Source organism: Aureimonas altamirensis, from assembly GCF_001463885.1.
GTDB classification, from domain to species: domain Bacteria; phylum Pseudomonadota; class Alphaproteobacteria; order Rhizobiales; family Rhizobiaceae; genus Aureimonas; species Aureimonas altamirensis.
The window spans coordinates 317,895-330,433 of the sequence record NZ_BBWQ01000018.1 but is presented as its reverse complement, the minus strand read 5'-3'; the positions used below and the strand labels follow the sequence as shown (position 1 = coordinate 330,433).

At 64.9% G+C, this 12,539-nt stretch carries 8 protein-coding genes; 5 read left to right on the top strand and 3 right to left on the bottom strand.

What is annotated here, in order from left to right:
- Positions 1 to 103: 103 nt before the first annotated feature.
- The 3 genes from AUL31_RS14345 (at position 104) to AUL31_RS14335 (ending at position 4,266) form a co-directional block, all read left to right on the top strand.
- Positions 104 to 1,279, top strand: coding sequence for a GGDEF domain-containing protein (locus tag AUL31_RS14345; RefSeq protein ID WP_060607886.1), 1,176 nt, complete (start codon positions 104 to 106; stop codon positions 1,277 to 1,279).
- Between the two features lie 81 nt (positions 1,280 to 1,360).
- Positions 1,361 to 3,880, top strand: a complete 2,520-nt coding sequence (locus tag AUL31_RS14340) for a response regulator (RefSeq protein WP_159439803.1) — start codon at positions 1,361 to 1,363, stop codon at positions 3,878 to 3,880.
- Complete coding sequence (locus tag AUL31_RS14335; RefSeq protein ID WP_060607881.1) at positions 3,877 to 4,266, top strand: response regulator; 390 nt, start codon at positions 3,877 to 3,879, stop codon at positions 4,264 to 4,266. The genes AUL31_RS14340 and AUL31_RS14335 overlap by 4 nt, the downstream gene beginning before the upstream one ends.
- A gap of 10 nt (positions 4,267 to 4,276) precedes the next feature.
- Here the strand turns inward: AUL31_RS14335 and AUL31_RS14330 are convergent, their stop codons facing one another.
- The 3 genes from AUL31_RS14330 to AUL31_RS14320 form a co-directional block, all read right to left on the bottom strand.
- Positions 4,277 to 6,169 (bottom strand): AI-2E family transporter, encoded by a 1,893-nt coding sequence (locus AUL31_RS14330; protein WP_060607878.1) that lies wholly within the window; start codon positions 6,167 to 6,169, stop codon positions 4,277 to 4,279.
- A gap of 99 nt (positions 6,170 to 6,268) precedes the next feature.
- The gene (locus tag AUL31_RS14325) at positions 6,269 to 7,570 is read right to left on the bottom strand and encodes an NCS2 family permease (RefSeq protein WP_060608168.1); all 1,302 of its coding nucleotides are present in this window, start codon (positions 7,568 to 7,570) and stop codon (positions 6,269 to 6,271) included.
- 112 nt (positions 7,571 to 7,682) lie between these two features.
- Positions 7,683 to 8,603, bottom strand: coding sequence for a LysR family transcriptional regulator (locus tag AUL31_RS14320; protein WP_060607875.1), 921 nt, complete (start codon positions 8,601 to 8,603; stop codon positions 7,683 to 7,685).
- A gap of 130 nt (positions 8,604 to 8,733) precedes the next feature.
- Between AUL31_RS14320 and xdhA the strand changes: the two genes are divergently transcribed.
- Both xdhA and xdhB read left to right on the top strand, forming a co-directional pair.
- Entirely contained in the window at positions 8,734 to 10,215 is a 1,482-nt protein-coding gene (gene xdhA, locus AUL31_RS14315; RefSeq protein ID WP_060607871.1) for a xanthine dehydrogenase small subunit, read from the top strand.
- Positions 10,212 to 12,539 (top strand): xanthine dehydrogenase molybdopterin binding subunit, encoded by a 2,328-nt coding sequence (gene xdhB / locus AUL31_RS14310; protein WP_060607868.1) that lies wholly within the window; start codon positions 10,212 to 10,214, stop codon positions 12,537 to 12,539. Before xdhA ends, xdhB begins: the two co-directional genes overlap by 4 nt.

Below are 12,539 nucleotides of genomic sequence, written 5' to 3'. Positions count from 1 at the left end.
CACACCTTTCGTCTGAGGCAAGGTAAGTTCATGTGGGCTTCATGCACCGCCACGCCGCACGGCCGGTGGCTGCAGGAGCGCATCCCTCGGCGATGATGGTTTCATGCACCTGGATCTGACGACCCTGCTGACTGCTGCTGGGCTTTCCAGCGCCGCGCTTGCGGTCGCCTTGCTGTCGTCGTGGATACTGTTTCGCAACGAGAAGCATCTGCTGGTGTGGGCCGTCGGCCTTGCAGCCATCATCACCTCGATCGTCCTGTATAATAGCGGCGATGGATACCCGACGCTGCTGCGCCTGCCGGCCATGGTGTTGCTGGTTGTCGGCTTTGTCGCCATCGACTGCGGTTCGAGCCTGTTTTGCGCGCGGCGGCTGTACTGGCGGCTGCCTTGCGCCATCGGCGTCGTCGGCGTCGTCGCGGTTACGCTTCTGTTCATGGAGGGTCTGTCCGGCCTCGCCACGGCATGCGCCAATGCGGCGGTCGCGATCCTGATGTCGCTGACGGGTTGGCGCTTCTGGGTGCATCGCCACGAGGCGCTGCTGGGTATGGGCGCAATTGCCATGCTGTATGGCGCAACGGCCCTGTCCTTTGTGGCATGCGCCGCCGTATTGTTTATCGAGGGGCCGGCCATACTGACGGCTCGCCCGTCGAGCTGGGCGGAAGAGTTCAACGCCGTTGCGTCCATCGTGGGGTTGACGAGTATCGGGGCGATCTCCTTTGCGCTCATGCAGTTCCGGACAAGTCAGCAGCATCGCCGCGCATCGTTGACCGACCCGCTGACACAACTTCCGAACCGGCGGGCGCTGACCGACAATTTTCTGGAAATGCACGCGGCGCCGGGCACCTGCCTGATCCTGTTCGACCTGGATCATTTCAAGCAGGTCAACGATCGGTATGGCCACGCGGCCGGAGACCTGGTCCTCGTCCATTTCGCCGGCATTCTTGCGCAACACGTGCCGGACGGCGCCATTGCGGCCCGCCTGGGCGGCGAGGAATTCGGCATCATGATACGCAACGCCGCCGCGCCACAGGCGCATGCGCTGGGCGAAGCGGTTCGCCGAACACTGGCTTTGACACCTGTTTCCAATGAAGGCGAAACGATTGCAGCCACGGTGACGGCAGGCTTCGCCATTGCCTCCGACGGCAAGGAAACCGGGGTAACCCTGTTCAGCCGTGCGGACCGCGCCCTTTACGAGGCGAAAAGGGCAGGGCGCAATCGGGTTCTGGGTGCCCAGCCGGAGCTTGTCCGCACCATCGGGGGGCTATCCGAAACCGCTTGACGGACCATCTTCCACTGCATCGGTTTTCTGGCCACGGGTACGGATTGCATGGGTGATGGTTCGGCAAGGGAGATGCCCGGCTTGATTGGCCGTCTCGGCCGCTTCGAAAAGGCAGCGATCGCCGCTCTCGCGGTCGGGATTGCCCTGTTTGCGTGGACATTCTGGTCATCGTCCCAGAAGACGGACGCGATCGCGGCGCAGGTACGCCTGATCGACGAGACGCAGAAGGTGCTGTCGACGCTTCTGTCGCTGGAATCCGGGCAGCGCGGATATGTTCTGACGGGGCTTGAGAATTTTCTGGAGCCTTATGAAGGCGCGCTGGCGGCGCTGGGCGCGCAGATCTCCCAGCTCGAGACCGCATGGTCCGACGCCCACGCCGACGGCGCGGCACTGGATGAGCTGCGATCCGCCATCGGCGCGCAGACGCAGTTTGCGGAAGAGGCGGTACGAACGCGCGCCGTGGACGGCTTCGAGGCAGCGGCCCAGATGGTCCGCTCGGGCGAAGGCAAGGCGCGCATGGATGCCGTGCGCGCCATCATCAATACCGTACAGGAAGGGGCATCGACGCAGATCGCCTCGATCACGATAGAGCGGCGGCAGGTCGAGCTTGTCTCCGGCATCGCGTTTGCAATCGCGGCCGTCGCGGCACTGGCGCTGGCCTGGCTGGCCCTGCGGCGGCAGGCGCGGCTTCGGGAGACCAACGCCCAGTTCGAGGCGCTGGCCGAGAATATCCCGCAGATGGCATGGATGGCTCAAAAGAACGGGGACATCTTCTGGTACAATCGCCGCTGGTTCGATTACACCGGTCGCTCCCTGGAAGACCTCGGAGACCATCGCTGGCTCGAGGCAGTGCATCCCGACCATATCGACCGTGTCCGGGCCGGGTTCGACGCTTCGGTGGCTGCGGCGCGGGAATGGGAAGACACCTTTCCGCTGCGCGGCGCCGACGAAACCTATGGCTGGTTCTTGACGCGCGCGGTGCCGATCCGTGGGGCGGATGGCGCCGTTCTGCGCTGGTTCGGCACCAATACCGACGTAACGCACCAACGCGCGCAGGAGCGCGAGTTGGAAACCGCGCGTGACATAGCCGAAAATGCCAACCGGGCGAAAAGCCAGTTCATTGCCAATATGAGCCACGAGCTTCGCACGCCGCTGACGGCCGTCATCGGTTATACCGAGATGCTCGAGGAAGAAGTGACCGACATGGGCGAGCAGAGTTTGCTTGCGGATCTCGGCAAGATCAACGCCAATGCTCGCCACCTTCTGAGCCTCATCAACGACGTGCTCGACCTGTCGAAGATCGAGGCCGAGCGGATGGAGGTCTATACCGAAAGCTTTTCCGTCGACACGGTCGTGGAAGAGATCGCGGCCACCGTCGGAAGCCTCATGGACAAGAAGGGCAACCGCTTCGTCATCGACGCGGGGCCTGGCCTTGGCGAGGCCCATACCGACCAGGTCAAGCTGCGGCAATGCGTCATCAACCTTCTGTCCAACGCGGCCAAGTTCACCGAAAACGGAACGATCATCCTTCGGGTGCGGCGCGAGGCGGCGGACAAGCGCGACTGGCTTGTCTTCGAGGTGCAGGATGACGGCATCGGCATGACGCAGGAAGAGCTGGGCCGGCTGTTCCAGCGCTTCACGCAGGCCGATGCCTCCACCACCCGCAAATTCGGCGGCACCGGGCTGGGCCTTGCCATCACCAAGGCGTTCTCCAAGATGCTGGGGGGCGACATCGCGGTTGTCAGCCGGTCGGGCGAGGGCACCACCTTCACCATCAAGATTCCCGCCATCGCGACGGCCAGCGTCGTGGAGGCGCCGGCCATGCAGCCGATCGCCGCGGCGGAGCGCAATTCCTCGTCCGGCGTGGTGCTGGCCATCGATGACGATCCGAACGCACGCGACCTTGTCGCACGCTTCCTGACGCGCGAAGGGTTTCTTGTCCGCACAGCGGCCGATGGTCTGGCGGGGCTGGAGATGGCGGCGCTGGTGCGCCCGGATGTCATTCTTCTCGATGTGACGATGCCGCGCATGGACGGATGGTCGGTGCTGTCGGCGCTCAAGGCCGATGCCGACCTGTCACGTATTCCGGTGGTGATGCTGACGGTGATCGACGAGCACAGCCTCGGCTATGCGCTGGGTGCTTCCGATTACCTGCTCAAGCCCGTGGAATGGGGGCATCTGCGCAAGGTTATGGACCGGTTCCGCACGGCCGCCAACGCGCTGGTTCTGGCTGTCGACGACGACGAGGATTTTCTGGCCCGCACGCGTGAAATCTTGGAGCGCGAGGGATATGGGGTCATGACGGCGTCCAACGGGCGCATGGCGCTGGACGCCCTGACCGAAAAGACACCCGACCTGATCCTGACCGACCTGGTGATGCCGCAGATGGATGGCTTCGCCTTCATCCGGGCTGCACGCGCCCGTCCGGAGACGGCGCAGACCCCGATCATCGTACTGACATCGAAAGACCTGACCCGGGATGAATTCCGCCGGCTTCGTGCCGAGACGGACGAGGTCATCGTAAAAAAGGAGATCGAGTTGCCGGAGCTTGCCGCCCAGATACGCGTTATCGTTTCGCCAGCACAGGAGACTTCCGAATGACGCGCATCCTGCTTGTCGAGGACCACGAGGAAATCTGGGATTTCCTGTCGCGTCGCTTGCAGCGCAAGGGGTATGAGGTGATCCTGGCCCATGATGGGCAGGACGGCATCGACAAGGCGCGCATCACCAATCCGGACATCATCCTGCTGGATATGAACCTGCCTATCGTCGACGGCTGGACAGCGGCGCGCACCATCCGCGCCGATGCCTCCCTGCCACGCATGCCGATTATCGCTTTGACGGCGCATGCTATGTCCGGCGACCGTGAAAAGACCATCGCCGCCGGCTGCGACGACTACCATGCCAAGCCTGTGGATTTTGCCAGGCTGCTTGGCCAGATCGAGGCGCTGGTGGAAAAGCAGGGCAGCGCCGCGCCGGCCGCGTAAGGGCCGCGCGTTACTTCGCGGCCAGCTTCTGTGCCTCCACCAACGCTGCCGAGAATGTGGTGACGAGTGCGTCCGTGTGCAGACGCGTGGCAAGCTGCGCCACCATGGCCGGATCCCGTTGACGCCATATGCCAACGAAGACGTGGGCCTTCGGGGCAATCCGGTGCACCTGGCGCACCATCATGCGCAGGTGCACGGTGGAAAGCGGCTCCAGGAAGGACAGGCAGACCAGTCGGACGTCCGACGCGTCAGTGGCGGAAGGCGGGTTTTTCGCAAGGTCAGCCCAGGCCACCGTCTCGGCCGTCAGGCCATGCCGCGTCAGCACCTGGGCCAGCATCGCCGCCACCGTCGCATCGAGCGGATCGTTGCCGGATATGCAAACGACGGGGCGGGCGACGCGCCATTCGGGCTTGAGGTCTTCCGGGCGCTGCACCACCAGCGCACCTGCTCTATCCGGCCCGGCGGCTTCCACCGCCGCCTTTGCCTCTGTCCGCACCACGCCGCCGCGCGGCAGGGGGCTTTCCACCCTGTCGAGCCGCTCCACCAGCGCCATCGCCGCATGCTGCAGCGTCTCCAGCCGTTTGCCCTGCACGGCAAGGCGCGCGACGTCGTCATGCGCAAGCCGGATGCCTTCCAGCGCCACTTCGTCGTAATAGGTCACCAGTGCCCGCTCGCGCAGGAATTCGCGTGCCTGCAGCCCCGCCTCCTGAGGCTCTCCGGCCAGCATCCGCTGGTAGAATATCTGATGCGGCGACAGGGCCGGCTTGTCGCCGAACATGATGTCGATGATGCCGAGCGCCGGCACATAGCGCGCCAGCACGACAAGGCAGATCGTCAGCGGTGTCGCCAGGATCAGCCCGACAGGGCCCCACAACAGAGCCCATATCAGCGCCGCAAGGATGATCGCGACCGGCGACAGGCCGGACGAATGCCCATACAGGATGGGCTCCACGATGTTGGACATCGCCGTTTCGACGGCGATGTACAGAAGGGCCGTCCACAGGATCATGTTCCAGCCGGGATCGACTGCGAAGGCCAGCATCATCGGCAGCCCCGCTCCGATGAACCCGCCGACATAGGGAATGTATCGAAGGATGCCGCCGAGAATGCCCCACAGGAACGGGCTCGGCACGCCGATCACGTAGAGGCCGGCTCCGGTGATGAGGCCGAAGGCCGCGTTCATGCCGAACTGGAACAGAAGCAGGCGCGATAGCCGCAGGGCGGCGTCGTCGATGGCCGCCGTCGTCTGCTGCAGGTCGTCCGTGCCGGCAAGCCTGATGAAGCGGTTCCGCAGATCTTCGCGCTGCAGCAGAATGAAGATGGCGAAGACGATGACGATACCAAGCGTCGTCAGCGGACCGAGAAGCGGAGAGATTACCGCTGCCGCCGTGGCCAGCGTGCCCCCGCCGGACGAGACGATCGTCACCGGCATTGGCCGCGCGACACCCGGAACGTCCGCATCTTCGGGGACGCTGCCGCCGATCTTCTCGATGTCCGATGCAATGCCCTGCAGGGCCTCCAGCGCGCGGCCGTACGGGCCGCTGGGCCGTGACTCACCCTCGGCGACGCTGTCCAGCTTCTGCTGGATCGTGGCGCGGTAGCCTGGCAGGTCCTCGGCGAGGTTGGCGACCTGCGAGAAGATCAGCAATATCAGCGCGACGATCGCGCATGTCGCCGTCAGGATGGCGGCGGAGATGGCAAGGCTGCGCGGAACGTTCAGCCTTTGCAGCCCGATCACGATGGGCGCCAGCACGAAGGACAACAATATGCCCAGGGCGAAGGGCACGAAGATTTCCCGGCCGAGATACAGGATTGCCGAGATGCTCAAGACGAGCACGGTTACCGCAAGGGCGGTCAGCAGCGGCAGAAGCTTCCGCATCTGCTGGGATGAGATGATATCCATGAAGTTAAAGCCCCGACGGTGTACATCGCGAAGATAGAGCGTGCGGCCGTTCGGGGGAGGAGGGGCCGGCAGCCCGAATTGGACTGCCGGCCGTAAGCGTCATTCGCCGAAGAAGGCGAACTTGATGGCAAAGAGCGCCGCGATGATCCAGGTTGCGGGATGCACTTCTCGGCCGCGACCCGTAACCAGCTTCAACACCGCATAGGAGATGAAGCCGAAGGCGAGGCCGTTGGCGATCGAATAGGTGAAGGGCATGGCCAGGGCCGTCAGCGCCGCGGGCGCGGCGGTGGTGACGTCTTCCCATTCCACCTCGACCAGCTCGCGCATCATCAGCGTGGCCACGAACAGCAATGCCGGCGCCGTCGCCGCAGCGGGAACGGCCGCCGCCAGTGGCGAGAAGAACATCGCCAGCAGGAACAGGACGGCGACGGTGAGGGCCGTCAGGCCCGAGCGGCCGCCGGCCTGCACGCCCGATGCACTTTCGACATAGGCCGTCGTGGACGATGTTCCGAGCACCGAGCCGGCCAGGATGGCCGTCGAATCCGCCATCAGGGCGCGGCTGAGGTTCGGGTTCTGGTGGGTGGGCCCTTCCTTCAGCAGGCCGGCGCGCTTGGCAACGCCGATCAGCGTGCCGGTGGCGTCGAACACCTCCACAAGCACCATCACCAGCACGACATGGATGATGCCGAAGCCAAGGGCGCCCCAGATATCCAGTTGCAGGAAGGTCGGCGCCAGGGATGGCGGCAGGTCGACGATGCCGGAGAAGGTGGTGTCACCGGTCACCATCGCCGCCAGCGTAACCACGATGATGCCGATCAGGATCGCGCCCTTGACGCGCAGCGCATCCAGAGCCGCGATCAGGAAGAAGCCGAATATGGCCAGAAGCGTCGTGCTGGCGGTCAGATCGCCGAGGGTAATCAGCGTGGCCGGGCTGGCGACGACGATGCCGGCGCTCTTGAGCGCGATGATGGCCAGAAACAGGCCGATGCCGGCGGCGATGGCGCTGCGCATCGACGCCGGTATGCCGGCGATCAGCCATCGGCGGATGCCGGTTACCGACAGGAACAGGAAGATGAGGCCGGAGATGAAGACCGCACCCAGCGCCTGCTGCCATGTGAAGCCGAGGCCGGCGACGACGGTGAAGGCGAAGAAGGCGTTGAGGCCCATGCCGGGCGCCATGGCTACCGGCCAGTTCGCCCACAGGCCCATGATGGCCGAGCCGAGCGCGGCGGCAAGGCACGTGGCCACGAAGACCGCCCCGTGGTCCATGCCTGTCGTCGCCAGGATTTCGGGGTTTACGAAGATGATGTACGCCATCGTCAAAAACGTGGTGACACCGGCGATTACCTCGGTACGGACATTGGTACCCAATGCCTCGAGGTCGAACCATTTCCCTGCCATCATTCCTCCCGGGGTGTCGGGTTCAATCCCGCTCATGCGGGCCAGAATACGGAGATCGCGGCAAGGCGATTAACCAGAACTCGCGGACTCAGTTTCTACAGATGATTGAAAATCATGCCGCCTCGACTGACAACAATCGCTGGTGGGCTTTCTTTGCTTCACGCACCGCGAAGTCCACAAAAACCTTCAACTTCGGATTGCGCATGCGGCTATGGGGGTACAACAGGCCAAATCGCGCCGGCGGCGGCGCGTGCCCGGACAGCAGTTCCACGAGCCTGCCTGCCGCCAGATCGGCGGCCACCTCGAAGCGCGGCCGGTTGACGATGCCGGCTCCGGCCAGCGCCCATTCCAGGAGCAGGCCGCTGTCGTCGGCGTCGAAGCTGCCCTTGACCAGCATCTTCTGCGGTCCGTCCGCACCGGTCAGCACCCAGTAATATTCCGAGGAGCGCGGATAGCGCAGCAGCAGGCAGTTGTGTGCGGCAAGGTCTTCGGGCCGTTCCGGCGTGCCGTGGCGTGCAAGGTAAGAAGGGGCGGCGCAGATGACGCGGTCGCAATCCGCGATATGCGCCCAGCTCAGGCCGGAATCGTGCAGTTCCCCCAGAAAGAAGACAAGGTCGAGACTGTCGTCGAAGACGTCGATGGTCCGGTCGGTCAGCCGTACCCGCAGCTCGATGTCGGGGTAGGCGTCGGCGAAAGCCGGAATGATCGGCCCGACGATTGTCTTGCCGGCCACAAGCGGCGCAGCCACGCGGATGGTTCCGCGCGGGCGTCCGGCATAGCCGGCCATCTGGGCGTCGGCCTCCTCGACGGCATCGACGATGCGCCGCGCATGTTCGTAGTAGAGCTGTGCCGCCTCCGTCGGCTTCAGCTTGCGCGTCGTGCGGTTGAATAGCTGGATGCCCAGCGCCTGCTCCAGCGCGCGGATGCGGTTGGAAGCGACGGCCGGCGTCATGCGCACATCGCGCCCGCCGGCGGTGATGCTGCCCAGTTCGACGACACGGATGAAAAGCCTCAGGCTGTCGATATGCGTCATGCGATGTCCGACCCTGATGATGGGAGAACCGCGATTATCTACGCGATCTATAAAGTCTTCATCGAAACGATGCCTGTCGGCAAGGGGGCGCTCGGACTTAGTCTCACCGCAACGCAAGGGAGGAAGCCGAATGCGCGACGCCGATGGGATACGGTTCATTCTCAACGATCGCGATATCGAGGTGCGCGACGGCGCACCCGATGCGACGCTTCTGGATTTCCTGCGCCTGCAACTGCGCCTGACGGGGACAAAGGAGGGCTGCGCCGAGGGAGATTGCGGCGCGTGCACCGTGCTTGTCGGCCGTCTCATGGACGGTCGCCTCGTCTACGAGCCGGTCAACGCCTGCATCCGTTTCCTGGCGTCCTGCCACGCAACCCATGTCGTAACCATCGAGCATCTGAGGGGTGCACAAGGCGGCCTGCACCCCGTGCAGCTGGCGATGATGGAGCACCATGGCTCGCAGTGCGGCTTCTGCACGCCCGGCATCGTCATGGCGCTGTACGGCCTGTGGATCGGTAATCCCAAACCCGATGCCGTCGCGGTGGAGACGGCGCTGCAGGGCAATCTCTGCCGCTGCACCGGATATGAAAGCATCGTGCGCGCTGCACTGGCCGCAGCCGCCGCGGGCGGACAGGCCTTCGACAGGCTTGCCGTCGAACGGGAAGACATCATGGCGCGGTTGGCGAAACTGGCCGGCAGCGGCGCGCGGCTGGAGGGCCCGTCCGGCCTTGGCGTGGTGCCGGCCGATCTCGATCAGTTCGCGCAGATCTATGCCGACATGCCGGAGGCTACGCTGGTAGCCGGCGCAACCGATGTCGGCCTGTGGGTCACCAAGTTTCTGAAGCCGATTTCGCCCGCCATCTTCATCGGCGGCCTCGATGGATTGAAGGGCGTTACCCAGGACGGCGAATGGCTGTCCATCGGCGCCGGCGCCACCTACAGCGAGGCAGAGGACACCATCCGGCGGCTGGTGCCGGGCGCTGCCGACTACTGGTCGCGCATCGGCGGCTGGCAGGTGCGCAATGCCGGCACGATCGGCGGCAACATCGCCAATGGCTCGCCCATCGGCGAGACGCCGCCGCTGATGATCGCGCTGGGTGCGGAGATTACCTTGCGCCATCGCGGGCAGCGCCGCCGGATGAAGCTCGAGGATTTCTTCATCGCATACGGAAAACAGGACAGGCAGAAGGGCGAGTTCCTTGAGACCATCCATGTGCCCTTGCCGGCGGGCCGCCTGGTGTCCGCCTACAAGGTATCCAAGCGCCATCATGCCGATATCTCGGCCGTCGCGGCAGGCTTCTGCATCACCGTGCGCGACGGCATCATAGAAGAGGCGCGCATCGCCTTCGGCGGCATGGCGGGCACGCCGAAGCGCGCGACGGGCGCCGAGGTTACCCTGACCGGCGCGCCCTTCTGCGAGCGCAGCTTCGAAGCGGCCGCAGCCGCCATACCGGAAGATTTCACGCCCCTGTCCGACTGGCGCGCCAGCGCCGACTACAGGCTGCTCGTGGCGGCCAATCTCTTACGCCGTTTCTGGCTGGAGCACGGAACCGGCGACGTCCATCGGCTGGATCGCGGCGTGGACGCGACCATCATGGGGAGGGTGGCATGAAGGACGACAACGCAGCCATCGCCAACCGCATCGCGGGGGGCGTCCACCAGTCATTGCGGCATGACAGTGCCCACAAGCACGTCACCGGTACCGCCGAATATACCGACGATATCATGGAGCCCGTGGGTACGCTGCATGCGTGCCTTGGCCTGTCCACCGTTGCGCATGGCCATATCGAGGCGATGGACCTGTCGGCCGTCGAGGCCGCGCCGGGCGTTTGCTGGGTCATGACCGCCGCCGACATACCGGGCGTCAACGACATTTCGCCGAATGGCCTGCATGACGACCCCATCTTCGCGACTGAGACGGTCGAGTTCTGGGGCCAGCCGCTGTTTGCCGTCGTGGCGCAAACGCGCGAGTTGGCACGCCGCGCGGCAAGGCTGGCCAAGGTGCGCTACCGCAAGCTGCCGCACGCGCTGGATATCGAGAGCGCGACGGCGGCAGGCTACCCCTATGTTACGGCGCCGCTGACGCTGCAGCGCGGCGAAGTGGATACCGCGTTGGCCGGCGCGCCGCACAGGCTGGCCGGACGCATGGTCGTCGGCGGGCAGGATCACTTCTATCTGGAGGGCCAGATCGCGCTGGCCGTGCCGGGCGAGGATGCCGAAGTCACCGTCCACGTGTCGACACAGCATCCCTCGGAAGTGCAGCACATGGTTTCGCACGCCCTCGGCGTGCCGGCCAATGCCGTCACCGTTTCGGTGCGCCGCATGGGCGGCGGCTTCGGCGGCAAAGAAACGCAGATGAACCTGTTCGCCTGCGTTGCCGCCATCGCGGCGAAGCGGCTGAAATGCGCGGTCAAGCTGCGGCCGGACCGCGACGACGACATGGTTGCAACCGGCAAGCGGCACGACTTCGCCATCGATTACGACGTCGGCTTCGACGATACGGGCCGTATCCAGGCGGTGCGCGGCGACTATGCGGCGCGGTGCGGCTTCTCGGCCGACTTGTCCGGCCCGGTCACCGATCGGGCGCTGTTCCACGCCGACAACGCTTATTTCTATCCGCATGTGCGGTTGAGCTCGCATCCCCTGAAAACCAATACGGTTTCCAATACCGCCTTCCGCGGTTTTGGCGGACCGCAGGGCATCATCGCCGCCGAGCGGATCGTGGAAGAGATCGCCTATGCGACGGGACAGGACACGTTGGCGGTGCGCCGCCGCAACCTGTACGAGAACGGCCAGCTAACGCCCTATCACCAGACCGTCGAAGACCAGATCCTGCCCCGCCTGATCGACGAGCTGGAGGCCAGCAGCGATTATCAGGCGCGCCGGCGCGCCATATTGGAGGCCAACGCACGCGGCGGGGTCATCCGCCGTGGCATCGCGCTGGTGCCGGTCAAGTTCGGGATCTCGTTCACTGCGACATGGTTCAACCAGGCCGGAGCGCTGGTGCATGTCTATTCCGATGGCTCGATCCAGTTGAACCATGGCGGCTGCGAGATGGGCCAGGGACTGCACACCAAGGTTGCGCAGGTGGTGGCCGATGCCTTCCAGGTGGATATCGACCGCGTGCTGATTACCCGGACCCAGACCGACAAGGTGCCGAATACGTCGGCAACGGCGGCATCCTCCGGCACAGACCTGAACGGCATGGCGGCAGAAGACGCCTGCAGGCAGATCGTGGATCGGCTGCGCGCCTTTGCCGTGGAGGCCTACGACATCACCCCGGACGAGTTTGCGCTGACACCGGCCGGCGTGGTGCTTGGGCAAAGGGTGATGGCCTTCGACGCCTTCATCCGCGCAGCCTACATGGCGCGCATCCAGCTTTCGGCGGCCGGCTTCTACAAGACGCCCAAGATCCACTGGAACAGGCAGACGGGGCAGGGCCGTCCCTTCTACTACTTCTCCTATGGTGCGGCGGTCGCCGAGGTATCGGTGGATAGCCTGACGGGCGAATACGTGATCGAGCGTGCGGATATCCTGCACGATGTCGGCAAGTCGTTGAACCCGGCGCTCGACAAGGGGCAGGTCGAGGGAGCCTTCGTGCAGGGCACCGGCTGGCTTACCTCGGAAGAGCTGTGGTGGAACGCCGAGGGCGAACTGCGCACCCATGCGCCGTCCACCTACAAGATCCCCCTGGCCTCCGACCGGCCCAAGGTGTTCAACGTCGCGCTGGCCGACTGGTCGGTCAACAAGGAGCGCTCGATCAAGCGGTCCAAGGCCGTGGGCGAGCCACCCTTCTGCCTCGGCATATCGGTTTTCGAGGCCATCGGCATGGCCGTCGCCTCGTTCGCGGATTATCGCATCTGCCCGCGTCTCGACGCGCCGGCAACACCGGAGCGGGTGCTGATGGCCATCGACCGCATGAAGCGTGGTGCATGA

Bases quoted from the DNA above. Each gene is read 5' to 3' on its own strand.
- AUL31_RS14330 (WP_060607878.1), bottom strand. From the start codon at position 6,169: ATGGATATCATCTCATCCCAGCAGATGCGGAAGCTTCTGCCGCTGCTG.
- AUL31_RS14320 (WP_060607875.1), bottom strand. From the start codon at position 8,603: ATGACGCATATCGACAGCCTGAGGCTTTTCATCCGTGTCGTCGAACTG.
- xdhA (WP_060607871.1), top strand. From the start codon at position 8,734: ATGCGCGACGCCGATGGGATACGGTTCATTCTCAACGATCGCGATATC.
- AUL31_RS14335 (WP_060607881.1), top strand. From the start codon at position 3,877: ATGACGCGCATCCTGCTTGTCGAGGACCACGAGGAAATCTGGGATTTC.
- AUL31_RS14325 (WP_060608168.1), bottom strand. From the start codon at position 7,570: ATGGCAGGGAAATGGTTCGACCTCGAGGCATTGGGTACCAATGTCCGT.
- xdhB (WP_060607868.1), top strand. From the start codon at position 10,212: ATGAAGGACGACAACGCAGCCATCGCCAACCGCATCGCGGGGGGCGTC.
- AUL31_RS14345 (WP_060607886.1), top strand. From the start codon at position 104: ATGCACCTGGATCTGACGACCCTGCTGACTGCTGCTGGGCTTTCCAGC.